15 protein-coding genes are annotated in these 18,231 nt (G+C 70.0%); 3 read left to right on the top strand and 12 right to left on the bottom strand.

What is annotated here, in order from left to right; translation table 11 throughout:
• The 4 genes from ACFWR9_RS39800 to ACFWR9_RS39815 form a co-directional block, all read right to left on the bottom strand.
• A partial coding sequence (locus tag ACFWR9_RS39800) for a condensation domain-containing protein (RefSeq protein ID WP_383851716.1) occupies positions 1–1,478 on the bottom strand: 1,478 nt, incomplete at its 3' end.
• A 94-nt stretch (positions 1,479–1,572) separates the two neighbouring features.
• The gene (locus ACFWR9_RS39805; RefSeq protein ID WP_122616379.1) at positions 1,573–1,785 is read right to left on the bottom strand and encodes an MbtH family protein; all 213 of its coding nucleotides are present in this window, start codon (positions 1,783–1,785) and stop codon (positions 1,573–1,575) included.
• Positions 1,786–1,836: 51 nt separating this feature from the next.
• Positions 1,837–2,649, bottom strand: a complete 813-nt coding sequence (locus ACFWR9_RS39810; protein WP_383851718.1) for an alpha/beta fold hydrolase — start codon at positions 2,647–2,649, stop codon at positions 1,837–1,839.
• 370 nt (positions 2,650–3,019) lie between these two features.
• Positions 3,020–4,399, bottom strand: a complete 1,380-nt coding sequence (locus ACFWR9_RS39815) for a PLP-dependent aminotransferase family protein (protein ID WP_383851721.1) — start codon at positions 4,397–4,399, stop codon at positions 3,020–3,022.
• A gap of 208 nt (positions 4,400–4,607) precedes the next feature.
• Between ACFWR9_RS39815 and ACFWR9_RS39820 the strand changes: the two genes are divergently transcribed.
• The gene (locus ACFWR9_RS39820) at positions 4,608–6,500 is read left to right on the top strand and encodes an ABC transporter ATP-binding protein (RefSeq protein WP_383851723.1); all 1,893 of its coding nucleotides are present in this window, start codon (positions 4,608–4,610) and stop codon (positions 6,498–6,500) included.
• Here the strand turns inward: ACFWR9_RS39820 and ACFWR9_RS39825 are convergent.
• Positions 6,497–8,011 (bottom strand): tryptophan 7-halogenase, encoded by a 1,515-nt coding sequence (locus tag ACFWR9_RS39825; RefSeq protein WP_383851726.1) that lies wholly within the window; start codon positions 8,009–8,011, stop codon positions 6,497–6,499. The genes ACFWR9_RS39820 and ACFWR9_RS39825 overlap by 4 nt on opposite strands.
• Before the next feature lie 18 nt (positions 8,012–8,029).
• On the bottom strand, positions 8,030–9,106 hold the full coding sequence (gene hppD / locus ACFWR9_RS39830; protein ID WP_383851729.1) for a 4-hydroxyphenylpyruvate dioxygenase: 1,077 nt from the start codon (positions 9,104–9,106) through the stop codon (positions 8,030–8,032).
• Positions 9,107–9,289: 183 nt separating this feature from the next.
• Here hppD and ACFWR9_RS39835 point away from each other — a divergent pair, with 183 nt between their 5' ends.
• On the top strand, positions 9,290–10,462 hold the full coding sequence (locus ACFWR9_RS39835; RefSeq protein WP_383851731.1) for a sulfotransferase domain-containing protein: 1,173 nt from the start codon (positions 9,290–9,292) through the stop codon (positions 10,460–10,462).
• A 46-nt stretch (positions 10,463–10,508) separates the two neighbouring features.
• Here the strand turns inward: ACFWR9_RS39835 and ACFWR9_RS39840 are convergent, their stop codons facing one another.
• From ACFWR9_RS39840 to ACFWR9_RS39865, 6 genes are all read right to left on the bottom strand, one after another.
• The gene (locus ACFWR9_RS39840) at positions 10,509–11,894 is read right to left on the bottom strand and encodes a sulfotransferase (protein WP_383851734.1); all 1,386 of its coding nucleotides are present in this window, start codon (positions 11,892–11,894) and stop codon (positions 10,509–10,511) included.
• Positions 11,895–11,973: 79 nt separating this feature from the next.
• Positions 11,974–13,176, bottom strand: a complete 1,203-nt coding sequence (gene dpgC / locus ACFWR9_RS39845) for a (3,5-dihydroxyphenyl)acetyl-CoA 1,2-dioxygenase DpgC (protein ID WP_383851736.1) — start codon at positions 13,174–13,176, stop codon at positions 11,974–11,976.
• Entirely contained in the window at positions 13,173–13,817 is a 645-nt protein-coding gene (dpgB, locus tag ACFWR9_RS39850; protein ID WP_383851739.1) for an enoyl-CoA-hydratase DpgB, read from the bottom strand. The genes dpgC and dpgB overlap by 4 nt, the downstream gene beginning before the upstream one ends.
• Before the next feature lie 5 nt (positions 13,818–13,822).
• Positions 13,823–14,896: a 3,5-dihydroxyphenylacetyl-CoA synthase DpgA gene (dpgA, locus tag ACFWR9_RS39855; RefSeq protein WP_383851741.1), complete on the bottom strand. Its 1,074-nt coding sequence runs from the start codon at positions 14,894–14,896 to the stop codon at positions 13,823–13,825.
• A gap of 115 nt (positions 14,897–15,011) precedes the next feature.
• Positions 15,012–16,067, bottom strand: a complete 1,056-nt coding sequence (locus ACFWR9_RS39860; RefSeq protein WP_383851744.1) for an alpha-hydroxy acid oxidase — start codon at positions 16,065–16,067, stop codon at positions 15,012–15,014.
• A gap of 89 nt (positions 16,068–16,156) precedes the next feature.
• Positions 16,157–17,476, bottom strand: coding sequence for a cysteate synthase (locus tag ACFWR9_RS39865; RefSeq protein WP_383851746.1), 1,320 nt, complete (start codon positions 17,474–17,476; stop codon positions 16,157–16,159).
• 251 nt (positions 17,477–17,727) lie between these two features.
• Here ACFWR9_RS39865 and ACFWR9_RS39870 point away from each other — a divergent pair, with 251 nt between their 5' ends.
• Complete coding sequence (locus tag ACFWR9_RS39870) at positions 17,728–18,177, top strand: cold-shock protein (protein ID WP_383851749.1); 450 nt, start codon at positions 17,728–17,730, stop codon at positions 18,175–18,177.
• Positions 18,178–18,231 lie beyond the last annotated feature (54 nt).

Below are 18,231 nucleotides of genomic sequence, written 5' to 3' on the forward strand. Positions count from 1 at the left end.
TCCAACTCCCCATACGACACCCGCTCATCCCCACACACCACCGCCACCGCACCCCGATCCCGCCCCACCACCTCCCCGAACAACCCCACCACCGACACATCCCCCACCACCACACCCGTGTCATTCCACTCGGAGATCACTTGGTGCCGATCCGTCTCCGAAAGCAGCTGCAGGCGGCCGACCCGCTCCGTGGGGGAAGCGTCGGTGAGCTGTTCCAGGGCGTGCAGGAAGCGGCGGGCGATGTCCGCCGCCGCCTCGGCGCTGTAGGTCTCGGGGTTCACGTCGACGGCGATTTCGAAGCCGGCGTCGGTCGAGCGGTCGTAGATGGAGATCTGGACGTCGTCGACCGGTCCGCTGGAGATGTTGTGGGCCGTCGCCGTGCAGTCCCCGAACTGGACCTGGTAGTCGAACGACATGACGTTGAGGATCGTGCCGAAGACGGGGCCGGATCCCACGCGGTGCAGGTCTTTGAGGATGTCCATCTGGTGGTAGCGCTGGTGCTTCAGTGAGGCACGGACGTTGCGTGAGGTGGCGCGCACGATGTCGGCCAGCGTGGCGCTGGGGTCCAGCCGGGAGCGGACGGGGACGATGTTGGTGGTCGTGCCGGGGATTCCGCGCAGGCGGTTGTTGGCGCGTCCCAGGACGGGGATGCCGAAGGTGAGGTCGTCGGCTCCGGTGATCTGGTGCAGGCATGCGGCGCCGGCCGTGATCGCGAGTCCGGCCAGGCTGGTGCGGAGTCTCCGTGCGGACGACCTCATGCGGGCCGCCTGGTCGCGGTCGACCTCGACCAGGTGCCTGCGACGCAGGAACCTGGCCCTGCGCACGGGCAGGCCGCTGATGGTGGCCGTGCCAGGGCAGTCGGCGAGCAGGTCGAGCCAGAAGCGCCGGTCCTCCCGGAATTCTTCCGACTGGCGGTATCTGCGGTCCTCCTCCAGGAGGAGTGAGGAGGACTCCAGGGCACCCTCGGACTCGGCGGGGTCGTCGCCGGCGAGCAGGGCGGCGTAGATGTGCGACAGCCTGGCGACGAGCACGGTGGCGCTGAAGCCGTCGCCGACGAGGTGGTGGGCGCACATGTACCAGAAGTAGCGCCGCTCCGCGATCCGGAAGACGGCGTGGGTGGCGAGCGGGCCGTTCGCCACGTCGAGGGAGCGGTTCATGTCGGCGCGCATCCACTCGACCGCGGCTGCGGCGGGGGCGGCGGAGGAGGTGACGTCCATGACGTGGATGGGCAGTCGGTCCGGCGGCATCCTGTACTGCCTGGCCTCCGTGCCGGTGCCGCGGAAGCAGGCGTGGAGGGAGTCGGATTCGCCCAGGAGCCGGCGCAGTGCGGCCACGAATACCTCGGCATTCAGGTCGCCCTGGATGTCGAGGTATTCGGCGATGTTGAAGATCGGGTCCACGGGTTCGAGTTGGAGTGCGTTCCAGATGGCGAGTTGCCCCGTCATCAGCTCCTGGCCGTGTTCCGCGTCATGGGACATACCTGACCTGACCTCCTCGGCTTTCGACTGCCCGTGAGCGGCACAGGAGCCGGCTGCTCGGCCGGCTGACAACTCGTCTTGCGGAGTGGTGGACCTAGTTGTTCTCCATGGCCTTGATCAGGCTGTTGGGGCGGAGGTCGGTCCAGTTGGTCTCGATGAAGTCCATGCATTCCTGGCGGCTGGACTCACTGAGGATCACCTCCCAGCCGGCCGGTACGTCGATGAAGGCGGGCCACAGTGAGTGCTGGCCCTCGTCGTTGACGAGCACGAGGTAGGTGGCTTCCGGGTCCTCGAAGGGGTTGGTCATTTACGTTTTCCTCTCTGGCTGCTGACGGCTTGAAATCGCGCTCGGTGACGTTCAGTCGTCGTGCTTTCGCAGGAACTCCAGGATGGCGGAATTGATCTCTTCGGGGCGTTCCAGGTAGCCGAGATGGCCGCAGGAGGGGATCTCGACGTAGTCGCAGTCCGGGATGGCGTCGGCGACTTCGGCGCCCAGGTGTGGTGGTGTGATGAGGTCGTCGGAGAAGGCGATGACCCGGCAGGGGACGGTGGTGTCGCGCAGGGCCGGACGGCGGTCCTCGCCGGTGAGGCCGGCCCAGGACTGGCCGCCGCCCAGGTGCCGGCCGCCGTCCGCGATCTGGAACGTGTCGAGCCAGAGGGAGATCGCGTCGTCGTTGTTGAGGGTCTTCGGTGAGAACATCTCGAAGACCGTCGTGGCGGCGTAGTACTCGGGTGGCAGGGTGACGCCGGAGTCGGTGAGCGCCCGGTGTGCCATGGCGTGCGCGGTCCGGGCCGTGTCGGAGCGTGCCTTGGTGGCCATGAGGACGGCGCAGTGGACCAGGTGCGGCGAGGTGAGCAGCAGTTCCTGGGCGATCAGGGCGCCCATGGAGACGCCGACGATCCGGCAGGGTGCGAGGCCCAGTGCTTCGATCAGTCCCCGTGTGTCCTCGGCCAGGTCGGCGAGCGAGTACCTGCCGGGAGGGCTGTCGGACGGCGGGATTCCGCGATTGTCGAAGGTGATGGCCTCGTAGCCCGCGCGTACCGCGGCCGGGGTCTGGTGGACGGTCCACACGCGTCCGGCGGCGCCGGAGCCCATGATGTAGAGCACCGGTGTGCCCGCTCCCTGGCGTTCGTAGGCGAGGCGGACACCGTTGGTCAGGAGCTGCGGCATGCCCGCACCGCTTCCAGCGTCGTCACCGCCGGCCGTTCGGAGGACCGGTCGTGGTGTCGCTGTCTGTCCTGGTGCCGCCTTCGGCGCCAGGCCGGGTCTTCGCCGGTCTGTCGCGGTCGGCGTGCGTCGTCGTCGCGTATGGGCGGCATGGCCTGGCTCACGAGCGAGTATTCCTCCCCCATTACCTGCGCACACGGTGGGCTCGTCGTCCGGGGAGCCCGCCCCGAGGAATACTGTCCTGCCGAACGGATCGACGCAATACGTCGATCCGTACGCTGCCCGAGGTCAGCGTCCTGGCCGGGCCAAGGTGGTTGAAGTGTTCAACTGGGGCGTGGCGCCACTTGAACGGCGTTGTCTGCGGGCGTGGTTGTCAGGTCGTGGGTCCGGTCGGGCGTTGTGCTTCGTGCTCGATGAAGTCGCCCAGTCGTTGGATGCCCTCGCTGATGTGATCCTCGGTCAGGTAGCTGGTGGAGAGGCGGATGCTGTGGTCGCCGCCGCCGCCGTGGGGATGGAAGTAGGACATGGGTGTCCAGATGACGCCGAAGTCCTGGGCCGACCGGGCGAGGGCCTCGTTGTCGGCGCGGAACGGGACCCGCACGGTCAGGAAGAAGCCGCCCTCGGGGCTGTTCCACCGGACTCGGGTCGCCTCGCGGACGCCTGGTGGGAAGCGTTGTTCGAGCCGGTGGAGGGTGGAGCGCATGGTGCCCTGGTAGTAGGCCGAGGTCTCTTTGTTGAGTTCGGCGACCTGTCCTTCGGCGGCCAGCAGCATGCCCGCCACCGCGGCCTGGCTCAGTGGGGACGTGTTGACGGTCACCATGCTCTTGATTTTGGCCAGTTCGTCGGCCAGGAGGCCGGTCCGGCCGTGCGCGTCGCGGACGGGCTGGTCGGCGACGGCGTAGCCGACGCGGGCGCCGGGGAAGAGCGTCTTGGAGAAGGATCCGAGGTGGACCACGCGGTGGCGGCGGTCGAGGGACTTGAGGGTGGGCAGGCGCGGGGCGCCGCTCACCAGGCGGTACGGGCTGTCCTCCAGGACCAGGATGTCGTGGCGGTCGGCCAGGTCCAGCAGTTTGTGCCGGGTGGCCAGGGGCATGGTGGTGCCGGAGGGGTTGGAGTGGTCGGGTACGACGTAGAAGGCCCGGGGGCGGCGTCCACGGGCTCGCTGGGTTTCGAGGGCCGCTTCCAGGTCGGCGGTGCGCAGGCCGCTCTCCTGTTCCTCGACCGCGATCAGTTCGACGTCCAGGAGGCGGGCGGCGCCGGTGATTCCGACGTAGCAGGGGCTGGCCACGAGGAGTACGTCGTCGCGGTCGGCGATGAGGGCCCGTACGGCGAGGAGCATCGCCTCCTGGCAGCCGACGGTCACGACGATGGATTCCGGGGGGACGTCGATGTCCTCGTCGCGGCGCAGGGAGTCGGCGATCAGCTCGCGGATGCGTCCCGCGGTCGGGCCGTACTGGAACATCGCGTCGCGGACGGCTTCGGGTGAATTCCCTTTGTCCGAGAGGTGGTTCAGATATCGCTGGATGTGCTCGAATATCTGGCCGGTGTCGAAGAATCCGTCGTAGGGCCGGCCGGGGGCGAATGAGATGGCGCCCGGATATCGCAGGGTGATTTCGTTGAGGAAGTTCATCGTGTCCAGCGTCGGGTCGGAGACGCTGCCGTGCAGGTCGGCCCGGTGGAGGAGGGCCCCGCTCGCGGTGGATTCCGGGGGAACCGGACGGGTCGGTGTCGCGGGTGGATTCTCAGTCGTCAACGTCACCCTCCTGGAGCAGGAAACCAATGGCGGTGCGTTCGCGCGGACGCTAACAGCAGGCACCGGTTGCCGCCAGTGAAGGACCGGGGCGCTTCAACCGCCGTGTGTGTGTTGTCAGTCGGAGTCGCGGCGAGCGATACTCGGCTGGCACATCTCCCATGGAGGGTGGGTACGTCTCGTCGCCCATGACGGAGGAGGTACGCGCCCCATGCTTGGAGGCCCCGGGCCGATACGGCTGCGCCTCGGTGATTCGGTCACCCGCCAGCAGATCAAGCCCGGCACGCTCGGCCGGATCATCCCCTACGCGAAGCCGTACCGATGGCGGCTGGGTCTTCTGATGTTCGTGACCGCGACCGACGCGGTCATCACGGTGTCCATGCCGTTGATCCTCAAGGTGATCATCGATGACGGTGTGATGCCGGGCCGGGTCTCGGTGGTGGTCACGCTGTCCCTGGCGATCGCCGGGCTGGCGCTGCTCGACGCGCTGGTCCTGTTCGTACAGACCAGGTGCTCGGCCCAGATCAGCCAGGGCCTCATCTACGATCTGCGGACCGAGGTGTTCCGTCATGTGCAGCGGCAGCCGATGGCCTTCTTCACCCGGGCGCAGACCGGGTCCCTCGTCAGCCGGCTGAACACGGATGTCATCGGCGCTCAGCAGGCGGTGACGACGCTGTTGTCCCAGGCGGTGTCCACTCTTCTCACGCTGGTGCTCGTCCTCGCGGCCATGCTGTATCTGTCCTGGCAGTTGACGCTGGCCGCGTTGGTGCTCATTCCGCTGTTCCTGCTGCCCGGCAAGGTGATCGGGAAGCGGCTTCAGCGGCTGACCAGGGAGCAGATGCAGCTGGACGCCGAGGCGGCCTCGATGATGAACGAGCGGTTCAATGTGTCGGGTGCGCTGCTCGTCAAGCTCTACGGGCGGCCGGAGGAGGAGTCCGGTCTCTTCGCGGACCGGGCCGGGAAGGTCCGTGACATCGCGACGGTCACCGCGGTGTACGCGCGTTCGTTCTTCATCCTGATGGGTCTGCTGACGTCGCTGACCACCGCCGTCATGTACGGGCTCGGGGGCAGCCTCGTCATCGACGGGGTGTTCCAGCTGGGCACCATGGTCGCGCTCGTCACGCTGTTGGCCCGGCTGTACGGACCGGTCAACCAGTTGTCGAACATGCAGGTGAGTGTGTTGACGGCGTTGGTGAGCTTCGACCGGGTGTTTGAGGTGCTGGACCTGGAGCCGATCATCAAGGAGCGTCCCGGGGCCCGCCCGCTCGCGGTCGCGTCGGACACCGGCGCGCCGGAGGTCGAGTTCGAGGGGGTGTCGTTCTCGTACCCGGCCGCCGAGAAGGTCTCCCTGGCGTCGCTGGAGTCCATCGCGTCGGCGGTTCCCGAGCGTGCGGTCCCGGCGCAGGTGCTGGACCGGGTGAGTTTCCGGGCGCCGGCCGGCCGCCTGACGGCGCTGGTGGGCCGTTCGGGGTCGGGCAAGACGACGGTCACCCGGCTGGTGCCCAGGCTGTACGACCCCGATGTGGGGGCGGTGCGCATCGGTGGTCAGGACGTCCGGGACCTGACGCTCGCCTCGTTGCGGGAGACGATCGGTGTGGTCAGTCAGGAGGCCCATCTGTTTCACGACACCATCCGGGCCAACCTGGCCTATGCGCGGCCGGACGCGGTGGAGCGGGAGATCGTCGAGGCGTGCCGGGCCGCGCAGATCTGGGAGCTGGTCTCCTCGCTGGCGGACGGTCTGGACACGGTGGTGGGTGATCGCGGCTATCGGCTCTCGGGGGGTGAGAAGCAGCGGATCGCCCTGGCCCGGCTGCTGCTGAAGTCTCCGGCGGTCGTGGTGCTGGACGAGGCGACGGCGCACCTGGACTCGGAGTCGGAGGCGGCCGTCCAGCGGGCGCTGGCGACCGCGCTGGACGGCAGGACGTCGCTGGTGATCGCGCACCGGCTGTCCACGGTCCGCGACGCCTCCCAGATCCTGGTCATCGACGAGGGGCGGATCGCCGAGCGCGGGACGCATGAGGAGCTGCTCGCGGGCGGCGGGCTCTACGCGGAGGTGTACCGCACGCAGTTCGCCCCGCAGAAGTCGGCGACGGCCGGGTCCTAGCCGGCCGGGTCCTCGCGTTTGCGGGTCTGCCAGGACAGCCCGTCGGGTGAGCCGACCAGTCCGCCGGGGAAGAGCGGTGTCTCGTCCTCGGCGTCGTCTCCCAGCATGGCGTGGCTCTGGACCTGGCCGCCCTGTCGCATGGCGTTGCGGACCACCTCGGAACGGAAGAGGGGGACCATCGTCCCCCCGTCGTCCGCGGCGACCTGGTCGACCGCGCCGGAGAACTCCGCCGACCTCGACCTGAGTTCCGCCGCGGCCGTCCGGCCGTCGGTGAGCGCGGCCTCCCCGGAGGCGACCCCGCCCACGAGGTCGATGAACGACTCGAACTCCGCCGCCGAGCTGCCGGTGACCTTCTTCGCCCGCCAGAAGTACGACTCCTCGCTGACGTTCATGTCGTAGAAGGAGACGAGGAACTCGTAGAAGACGCTGTACTCGCGGCGGTATCGGGCCTCGAACTCGCGGAAGGCGTCCTGTTCGCCGACCGTGCCGGCGAGGACGCTGTTGATGGAGCGCGCGGCGAGCAGCGCGCTGAACGTGGCGAGGTGGACCCCGGAGGAGAACACCGGGTCCACGAAGCAGGCGGCGTCGCCGATGAGGACCATCCCGGGACGCCAGTAGGACGTGGCCTGGTAGGAGTAGTCCTTCCGCACCCGCAGCCGCCCGTACTGACCGGTGCGGACGCGTTCGGCGTCGGCCAGGTACTCCTTGATGAGGGGGCATTCGTCGATCAGGGCGCTCAGTGCCGCCTCTGGGTCCCCCTGGACCTTCTGCGCCATGTCACGGCGTACGACGGCGCCGACGCTGGTCAGTTCGGGGCTCAATGGGATGTACCAGAACCAGCCGCTCTTGAAGGCCGCCGAGAGGATGTTGCCGGAGTTGGGCTCCGGGAGTCGCTTGCCGCCGGTGAAGTAGCCGAAGAGAGCGAGGCTGCGGAAGAACTCCGAGTAGTTCCTGGTGCCGGCGACGTTGTGGAAGAGCCGGCTGGTGTTGCCGGAGGCGTCGATGACGTACCGGCTCGTGATCTCGTGCCGCTCGCCGTCCTCGTCCGTGTAGCCGACTCCGCTCACCCGGTCGCCGTCCTCCAGGACGCGGTGCACGGCCGAGCTCTCGCGGACGTCCACGCCGAGGTTGCGGGCGTGGTTGAGGAGGATGTGGTCGAACTTCGAGCGTTCCACCTGGTAGGCGAAGGAGGAGGGGCCCGCCATCCTGGGCGAGACCGAGAAGGAGAAGGTCCACGGGTCGGGTCTCGACCCCCAGCGGAAGGTGCCGCCGCGTTTCCTGGTGAAGCCGGCGGCGGCCAGTTCGTCCGCGACGCCGGTGAGGCGGCAGACTCCGTGCACCGTGGCCGGCAGCAGCGACTCGCCGATCTGGTACCTCGGGAACCTCTCCTTCTCCAGGAGCACCACCCGGTGTCCTCGCAGGGCGACGAGTGCGGCGGCGGTCGAGCCGGCCGGGCCGCCTCCCACCACCACGACGTCGGCTTCTTCCGTCCGTGCCCGTGTCTGCCCCATCACGGTCCTCCGCTCGTCTCAGGTGGCCGGTTCCCGGTCCGCGGCACGCTGCCGGTCGACCGCCTCGTAGAGGGCCTTGATGTTGTTGCTGCCAAAGGTGCGCCCACCGCGCCGGTCGATCAGCTCGTAGAAGAGGGTGCCCCGGGGGTGCCGTGACTCGGTGAAGAGCTGGAGCAGCAGGCCCCAGTGGTCGCGGTCGGCGAGGATGTTGAGTTCGCGCAGCTCGTCCAGGGGGACGCCGAGTTCGCCGATCCGGTCGGGCAGGGCGTCGTAGTAGCGGGAGGGCGTCGAAAGGAAGCGGACGCCGCGTTTCGTGCAGTCGCGCACGGCATCCGCGATGTCCTGGGTGAGGAAAGCGATGTGCTGCACGCCGGCTCCGTCGTGGGCGCGGACGAATTCGTCGATCTGTCCCGGCTCCCGGGTGGTGTCCGGTTCGATAATGGTCAGGGTTACTTTTCCGGTTTCGCTCTGCACCACTTTGGAATCCATCGCCTGTGAGCCGACGATGATGCGTTCCTCGAAAGTCTGCGAGAATCCGAATATCGACTGGTAGTCGCGTACCGTGCGGTCCAGTTCGCCGGCGGGGACGCACACGGCCAGGTGGTCGATGGTCCTCAGCAGTCCCGGCGCGGTGGCCCCGGGGCGTTCCTCGACGAGGAGGCCGGGGGCGAAGGGGCCGTCGGGGTCCGTCCGCTCGACGAACCGCTGGACGACGTCGCCGAACCCGCTCACCGAGGCGGTGGCGACGCGTGTCCCGTCGCCCTTGAGTTCGGTGGGGGGTTCCACCGCCGCCGCGCCGCGTTCCACGGCTTCGGTGAACGCCGCGTGGGCGTCGACGGTCGTGACGGCGATGACGGCGACCCCGTCGCCGTGGCGCTCCACGTAGCCGGCCGCCGGATGGTGCTCGTCCAGCGCGGTCGTCAGCAGAAGGCTGATCCCGTGCTGGCGCAGCAGCACCGACCGGCAGCCGGCCAGGCCGGTCTCGGGCCCGCCGCGACCGCATACCTGGAAGCCGAACGCGTCGCGGAGGAAGAGGGCCGAGCTGTCCACATCGGCCACATAGCATTCGAGATGATCGATCGCGCCAATATCCATGGGAACCCTCCGGTATCCGAATGGCGTCGGTGCACGCTACCTGAGGATCACTGCCGCTGGGAACGACGACCGACGGGCGAAAAAGGGAAAGGGGCGGCTTTCGCTTCGATTTCCGGACGGGCGGCGGGCGTTGTCGAGATTGCACGCATTGACGGCCGGACGGCCGGTCAATACGCTGCGGATGTGTTTCCTGTTGCCGTCAGCGATGAAATGCTCCGCTCCCTGCTCCGGGAGGCGGGGGAGGTGGAGCCGGACCTCGACGCCCATCTCTCGGCAGCGGGATTCGACGGCCTTCCGCGGCACGGGCCGTTCGTCCTGGGTGCCATGGCGTTCCGGGGCGGAGCGGCCGGGGACCTCAAGCGCGTGCTGGGCATCGGCGACCGGCAGGCCGGCGAGACCGTGGACGCGCTGATCACACACGAGTACCTGGAACTGCGGGTCGGTCCGGCCGACCGCCGACGGGTGCGGCTCGTCCCGACCGACCGCGGACGCGCCGCCGCCCTCTCGCTGTGGACGTTCCTCCGGACGGCGCGGTGGCGCCGGTTCGACTTCAGGTCGGACGACATCGTCATCAGCACACCCGCCAAGAGCGGCACCACGTGGATGCAGATGATCTGCGCCCTGCTGGTCCTGCGGACTCCGGACCTCCCGGCGCCGCTGCCCCAACTGTCCCCCTGGCTGGACGACATGGCGCGTCCCTGCGACGAGGTGTTCGCCGCGTTCACCGGTCAGTCGCACCGGCGGCTGATCAAGACCCATACTCCGCTGAGCGACATCGTGACGGCGCCGGACGTCACCCACGTCGTCGTCGCCCGGCATCCGCTGGACACCGCGATCTCGCTGTACCACCAGAGCGGCAACCACGACCGGTCCGGCGGTGTGCCGGGGCCCGGGGGCTCGCGTCAGGAGCGGCAGGTGCCGCCGCGGGAGTGGCTGGCCCGGTGGATCGAGGACGATCCACCCCGTGAGGGGCAGCCGTCGTCGTTGCGGGGTGTGCTGTGGCATCTGTCGGACGCCTGGTCGCGCCGTGCCGACGCCGGGGTCTTCCTCTTCCACTACGAGGATCTCTCGGCCGACCTCTCGGGGGAGATGGCCCGCCTGGGCCGGCACCTCGGGGTCCCCACCGGAGGCACCGGCTGGGCGGACCTGGTGGCGGCCGCCTCGTTCGACCGGATGCGCGCAGCCGCGGACCGGATCCAGCCCCTGGGTACGACCCGTGACAACAAGGCCTTCTTCCGGCGGGGTGGGTCCGGGTCCGGCACGGCCCTGCTGACCGGCGGTGAGCTGACGAGGTATCACGCCAGGGCGGCCGCTCTGGCGTCGCCCGACTTCCTGACCTGGCTTCACCGCCGGTGAGCGGGGCCACCGGCGGTGAGCGGCGGTCACGGCCGGCGAGCGCGGGTCACGGCCAGTCGGTCAGGTCCGTCGAGTAGCCCAGCTCCGCCGCGAGCGACAGCACGTCCGGTCTGTTCAGGGCGTCCTTGAGCACGTCGTAGTTGCCGTACCACTTCGCGCGCCGCGGCAGCGTGAGGGCGTTCATGGGGGTCACCCCCCGCACCGCCGGGGCCAGCAGGGGCGTGCGGTCCGTGCCGAGCCAGCTCGCCAACTCGTCGATGACCCGGGAGCGTTCGTGGGCGGTGCCGATCAGGTCCTCGTACTGGAGACGGAGGACGTCGACGTCCTTGTTCCGCGCCGCGAAGTCGAGGATGGCGGTGTGCGAGCAGCGCCACTGGGTGGCGCAGACCTCCTCCAGCGGGGATTCGGTGAGGTCCTGCCAGCCCGGCGGGAAGTCGAGCTTCCACCAGTCTCCGCTCCACGGTCGTCCCGGTTCGGTGTATCCGGCGATGTTCAGCGGAGTGCCGACCCGGGCGTTGAAGAACCAGTGCGACTGCCATGCCTCGCGGTAACTGCTGATCGCGGCGCCCGGGTTGCGGGTGAGGTGGATGATCCTCATGCGGGCCCGGGGGAAGAACTCCCTGAGGGCCCGCAGTTTGTAGACGTTGACCGGGGTCTTGGTGATGACCGTCCGGCTCTCCACCTCCTGCCGCGTCGCCCTCTTCCAGGGTTTGGGCAGGGCGAGGGGCGCGAATTCGAGGACGGTGTCACCGTGCGGTCCGGCCGGCCGGGGTGCGCCCGGGAGGATGCCGTTGATCTCGGCCGCCGAGACGTCGGCGTAGTACGGGTTCGCGAACTCGTACCGTGTCGTCAGCGTCTTCAGCAGGGTGAGGCCAATCGCCCGGGTCGGATCGTCGCCGCCGTCGTCGGGGCCGCCGGGCGGCCTGTCCGCGAGCGTCTTCGCCAGCATCGACTCGACCTCGGCCAGGCTGAGCGGTGCCGTGGGCCACTGCACGATCCACCGCCACAGCACGTCCTGGGCGAACCGCGGCCAGTCGATGGCGTCCCAGTCGCTCACCGGGTTGCCCACGTCGCTGCCCAGTTCGCCTTCGAGGAGGGCGACGTCTCCGGTGAGGCCGGTGAGCCGTTCCGAGTCGGCGCCGTTCTCCGGGTGGGTCCACCCGGCCAGGCGCAGGATGGGCTGCATCTCGGCCTGGAAGTGCAGGAGGTCCTCGGCGCCGCGGAGGAGTTCCGTCAACAGTGTGGTGCCGCCACGGAACGGGGAGGCGATGACCACCAGGTCCCTGACCGCCGTCCTGAAGTCCTCGACCGGTGTCCGCACGGTGCGCAGTTCGTCCAGTCGGCGGCGTGCGGTGGCGACGACCGGATCGGGGGGAACGGTTCCCGTGTCCGTGCCTGCCGGTTCGGCCGGTTCGGGCTGATGACTGCGCACCGCACTCCTCCAGTTCTGCGCGCGGGTGGGCGCGCGTCGACGAAGACGCCCCGGACGGCTCGTGGCCGTGCGGAACGGGTCATGTGGCTCGGCCGCTGAATCGGGCCGCTTTGTCCTTCACGTCCTCCGCGTGCAGCCGCAGTGCCTGTCGCAGGGCGAACTCGGCGACGTAGGCGCGGAACACGTCGGGGGGTTCCTCGGCGAGGTTGAGCAGGCTGCGGTTCGGGACGGCCGCCGGGGCGCGCAGCCGCTCGGCCGCCCGGTCGACGGCGGCGTCGATCTCGTCGGGTTCCACGACCTCGTCGATCAGCTGCCGCGCCTCCGGGGACGTCGCCCAGATGCGCCGTCCTCCCAGGACGACCTGGCGGGCGAGCCGCGATCCGGCGACGCGGCCGAGCCGTAGGTTCGACACGCCGGGGACGATGCCCTCGCGCGCGGCGGGGAGGCTGACGTAGGCGTCCGAACCGGCGATCACATGGTCGAGGACGAGCAGGAGCTGGCAGCCTCCCCCGATGGCGAAGGTGTCCACGGCGGCGATCCACGGCTTCTCCACCGTGGCCGACCGCCAGTCGTCGTCCCGCTCGACGAGCAGGCCCCTGACGAGCTTGCTGATGTAGCCGAGTTCACGCCGCAGCAGGAAGTCGACCAGGGAGATCTCCCCGGCGTGCAGGCTCTTGAGGTTGATGCCGGCGCTGAAGACCCGTCGTCCGCGGTAGCGGGGGTGTGTCATGGTCCCGCCGCGCAGCACGCCGACCTCCACGGCCGGGTCGAGCAGGGCCAGGTCGACCGCCGTCTCCATGTCGTCGACCTGGCGGTTGTCCTCCGCGTTCAGACAGTCGTCCCGGCACATGGTCAGGTGGGCCACGCCGTCCCGGCGCTCCAGGTGCACCGAGTGGGTCTCCAGGACCCCGGTCCGGCGGAACTCCGGCAGCAGGGCCAGCGCGCGCTCGGTCGGACGGAGCATCGACGACAGCAGGTGCGGGCCGGCGTCCGGTGCGCGCAGGACGCCGCGCAGGAAGATGCCCTGGTCGATCTCGGTCGGCACCAGCGTGGGGAACGCCCTGGCCGTGTCGGCCATCAGCCGGGCGAGGCGCGGGTGCGCCGAACGCCCGTCGGTGAGCCGGTCGTAGAGGGCGTCCGCGTGCCGGTCCATGATCTCGACCCGAAGTTTCCTGGTCCGGTCCGAGGTCGCGGAGTCGTCGGTGAGCCGGGCCAGATCCCGGCGTGCGTCCGCGTCGAGCCCCGCCATGGCCTCGGTCGCCTCGGGCGCCTCGGCCGTCACCGGCCCGCTCCCGCGGCGGCCTGGCGGAGCGTGCGGTCGCAGGCCGCCAGGTGGGCGCCGAGTGCGTCCTCGAAGCTGGTGGTGGCGGCGTCGTACATCAGCTGCCGTCTGATGGCCAGTTCGCGGCCGGAGCGCAGGCGGGCCGCTTCGACGGCCTCGGTCAGCGCGGGCAGGGGCGCGTCGACGAGGTCGTGGACGAGGTCGAGGGCCAGTGCCCGCGCCGCCGTCAGTGGCTGCCCGAACAGGACCGCGCGCCGCACCGCCGCGATGCCGGCCTGCTGGACGAGCCGGTGCAGCGCCATGCCCGGCCAGGTGGCCGCACCGCTCAGGGAGACCTCCAGGCGGGTGTCGGGGGTCGCGATGCGGTGGTCGGTGGCGAGGAGCGCGTCGAGCGCGGGGCCGCCGACCGCGCCGGAGGCGACCGCGATCGTGGTCGCGGGCAGCCGTTCGAGCCGTCGCAGTGCCCGTTCCCACTTGCTGACCAGGGCGACGTCGGCCTCGGTCCGCATGCCGTCCGGTACGCCGGTGACCGACACGGCGAGGAACCCGTCGCGCTCGGCCGCGGCGCAGGCAGCTTCCACGGCGCGCACGGAGGCCGCCGTGAGGTGTGCGGAGCCGTCGATCTCCAGGTGGAAGCTCACGCCGGTCACCATTGGATCAGCGCCGTCTCGATGGTGGAGCCGGGCCCCATGGTCATGAGTACGCCGTATTCGCCGGGGGTGGCCACCTGTTCCTCCAGGAGACGCTCGTAGGAGAACAGGAACGACCCGCTGGAGACGTTCCCGTAGTCGCGCAGGACTCCGGTGGTGTGCCGGACGGCGTGGCGGCTCAGGCCGAGGTTGACGACGACCGCGTCGATGACCTTCTTGCCGCCCGAGTGCACCAGCCAGTGGCTGATGTCGTCGCGGAGCAGGCCGGTTCCGGCCAGCAGGCGGTCGGTGACCTCTTCGGCGTGCGCGCCGATGACGTAGGGGATCTGCGGATCGAGGAAGAAGCTGAACCTGCCCAGGTCCCGGTCCCAGTCGTAGCGCATGGCGTCCACCGCGTCGGGGATGATGTGGCTGGCGAACCGAAGGATGCGCGGGCCGTCCGCGCCGGCCCGGTGTGCGGGGGACGCGGGTTCGCCGGCGATCAGCGCGACCGCCGCGGCTCCGTCGCCGAAGAGGCTGTTCACCACAGCCGTCCGCATGGTGGCGTCCATGGCGTAGGCGGCCGAGCACGCCTCCGAGCACAGGACGACGGCCAGTTCGCCGGGGTTGGCCACCGACCAGCCGGCGACCAGGTTCAGTGCGTTCAGGCCCGCGTTGCAGCCCATCCCGACGATGTCGGAGCGGCTGCAGTCCCGGTCGATGCCCAGTTCACGGATGATCAGTGCGCTCAGCCCGGGGGTGAGGAATCCCGTCGAGGTGACGCAGCACAGGTGACGCACGTCGGCGAGGCTCGCGCCGGCCCGCTTCAGACAGGCTTCGAGGGCCCGGATTCCGGACTCCACGGCGTGGGCCTTGTGCTTGTCGAGCAGATCGCCCTGCTGCTCGCCGACGGGGCGGCCGTCGGCGCCGGGCGGGGGGAGCACCAGGTGCCGTCGTTCGATGGCGCTGTTGAGGAAGACGCCTCGCGCCCTGGCGTCGGTGATCTCGAAGGTGTCCAGTACTTCCTGCTGCGAGTACGAGGTCGGCGGCACGGCCGTGCCCACGCCGACGATCTGGGCCCGGACGGTCATCGGAAGGTCCACCCCCACATGCGACGCTTGCTGCGGACAAGCCGCTTGACACTCCAGCCGGGCATCACCATCTCCTCTCTCTTGTTCTTGTTCTTGTTCTTGTTCTTGTTCTTGTTCAGGTCACGGACGAGGTGCTGACCAGTTCGGGGGACACGGCGGCCACGGAGGCGGTGCCGGTGAGGGTCATGGCGTCGGTGAGTTCGTCGACCAGCAGGTCGAGTGTCCGCGCGACGCCCTCCTCGCCGTCCACCGCGAGTCCGTACAGCACAGGACGGCCGAGGAGGACGGCGTCCGCGCCCATCGCACGGGCGGCCAGGATGTCGGCGCCGCGGCGCACGCCCCCGTCGAGGAGGACCGGGCACGCGTCCGACACCGCGGCCGCGACTTCCGGCAGCGCGTCCAGGGACGCCGGTACGCCGTCGAGTTGACGTCCGCCGTGGTTCGAGACGATGAGTCCGTCCACCCCGGCGGCGACCGCGCGTGCGGCGTCCGCCCCGGTGAGGATGCCCTTCAGGACGATCGGCAGCCGGGTGACCGACCGCAGCCACTCGACCCAGCCCCAGTCCTGCGCCGGGTCGAACTGGGTCAGGGCGTGGCCCGCCGGGCTGTCGAAGCCGTCGCCGTCGAGGTTGGCGGGCCCGACGCCCGGGGGCAGCCGGAAGCCGTTGCGCAGGTCGCGCAGCCGCCGGCCCAGGCGGGGGGTGTCGACGGTGAGGACGACCGCTTCGAACCGGGCGTGCTCGGCCCGCTCCACGAGCCGTCGGACGGTGGAGCGGTCCCGCAGACAGTACGTCTGCAGCCAGAGCGGAGCGGCGGCCACCGCGGCGAGGTCCTCGAAGGTGCGGCCGGCGAACATGCTGACGACGACGGGGACGCCGCGCCGTGCCGCCGCCCGGACGGTGGCGACCTCGCCCTCCGGGTGCGCCAGGGTGTGGTAGGCCATCGGCGCGACGGCCAGCGGAACGGACCACGGGCGGTCGAGGATCTTGGTCTGGAGTTCCGGGACGGTGACTCCGCTCAGTACCGAGGGCCGCAGCCGTACCCGGTCGAAGGCGGTGGTGTTGGCCAGCAGGGTGCGTTCCTCACCGGCGCCGCCGTCGAGGAAGTCCCAGACGGGTGGGTCCAGCCGTTCGCGCGCCAGTCGGGCGTAGTCGCCGAGCGAGAGCCGCATGAGATCCTTCCCTGATCAAAGCAGCACGCAGCGATTTCCTTGAGGAGCGCTTGAGTATCGCCTGTTGCCGCTCCTCCCGTCCAAGCCGTTCATGTGCGTCGCGCGGCGATCCGCTGCGCCAGACCGTCCTCGGTGAGTGCGTCCTTCGTCAGCCGCCAGTGCGGCCGGGCCCCCACCAGAGGGCGGTCCGTCGCGAGGCGGCGGCGCCCGCCACCGGTGATGTTCAGCAGGACGACCGCGTCACGGTCGACCTTGTCCTGGGCCACCGCGTCGCGCAGGCAGGCGACCGCCACACCCGCGGCGGGTTCGATGTCGATCCCTTCGAGTTCGCGGAACATGGTCCTGGCGACGACGACGGAGGCGTTGTCGGCGACCAGGACGTCACCGTCGCTGTCGCGCAGCGCGTCGTGCACGCCCGCGCGGATGCTGTAGGGGGGTGCCCAGTTCGTCAGCTCGTCGGCATGCACCTTGGCGATGGATTCCCGGAAGCCGTCCGTGAGTTCGCGCTTCCCCACCGTCGCCCCCATGCGCCAGGCGTCGTGGATGGGGGTGAACGGCAGGTTCTGGCACAGCATGAGTCTGGGCAGGGGGAGTCCGCCGGCGGCGACGCTGATCCGGCGGGCGGCTTCGAGGACCGCGATGGCGCCGGTGCCGCTGCCCACGGCCTGGAAATAGTGCGACGGCAGGCATCTCATTTCCTCGTACGCCGTGAGCAGTACGGCCGCCAGGCCGTCCCGGCGGCCGACGTTCTTCACGCCGCCCTCGGCCCGGAAGGGCGGCAGGCGGGAGATCGAGGACGCGAGTGCGATGGCGTCGGGGTAGTCGCCGTCGTCGATGACCACGAGCGTCACACACGGGTCGAGGATCTCGGGGAACCGCAGTCGGCCCAGGCCCTTGCCGGAGACGACGATCAGGCAGGGCACCCGCTGCCGGGAGCAGACCCAGGCGAACGCGGCGGCGGTGTTGCCCGACGAGGCGACGGTCAGGACGTGTTCCCGGCCCGGGAGCCGGCCGAGCACCGTGAGCGCCTCGAACTCCTTGAAGGTACCGGTTTCGAGCGAGGCGCCGCGCTCCGGCCAGTAGCCGTTGAACGCGATCCACAGCCGCCGCAGTCCGAGGGCGCCGGCGAGGCCCCGGCTGCGGTACACGACGCCCCGGCCCGTCGATCGGGGGGCCCGGACCACGGGCAGCCACTCCCGGTAGCGGAACAGTCCGTCGTACTCCTCGTCGGGGGTGAATCGCCGGTTGGCGTACTCCGTTCTGAGCAGTGCGGGCGGATGGTCCCTCGGGCAGTCCAGGATCAGGCCGTCATCGGGCCGGCGGTCGCCGCACAGCGAGCACACGAGCACGTAGTGCCGGTCCCCGGCCGCGACCTCTCCGCCCGTACCGCGCCGCCCGTTCCCGGCCATGTGCCCACCTTTCGCCGACCACTTGTACATGGCTCGAATGCGGAGGTTTCGGGAATCGCGGTGCGGCAGTCAGCGTACGGCAGCGGGGCCTTCCGATCTATGAGTGCGCCGCCCGGCCCACCCCTCAACGGTTGCGTGTTCAACTGGCGCTCGGCCCCACTTGAACGTCCCGGTCCGCACCCGCCGCGGTCCGGAGTTACCATCCAGGGGAGTCGTTGGGGCTCAGAGGTGCGACAAGGTGTGGGGTTGAGATGGCGGTAGGCAGGGTTGTCAGGTTCGACGGGGTGCGGGGCTATGGGTTCATCGCCCCCGAGAACGGCGGGGAGGATGTCTTCCTGCATGCCAATGATCTGCTGATCCCGGAGACGTCCGTGCGTTCCGGGGCCTGGGTGAAGTTCGAGGTGGAGGAGGGTGACCGCGGGCTGAAGGCGTCGTCCGTCCAGCTGGCCGACGGGGCGCCGCCGGCCGTGGCGCCGGCGCATGTCGCGCCGCTGCGGGCCGCCGCACCGGTGCATTCGCCGATGCCCTCGTTCCACGAGGCGGAGGAGCCGACGTGTGACGTGCTCGGCGCCGCGGAGTTCACCCACGAGATGACGGAACTCATGCTGAGCGCGGCTCCGTCGCTGTCCGGGGAACAGATTCTGCGGCTCCGGCAGCGGCTGGTCGAGTACGGCAGGAAGCACGGCTGGGTGGAAGGCTGAGCATCGTCGGGGGGGGGCCGGGGGGCGGGCCCCCCCCCGCGGGGGCCGGGGGGG

The sequence above is a fragment of the Streptomyces sp. NPDC058534 genome, assembly GCF_042717365.1.
Taxonomy (GTDB): domain Bacteria; phylum Actinomycetota; class Actinomycetes; order Streptomycetales; family Streptomycetaceae; genus Streptomyces.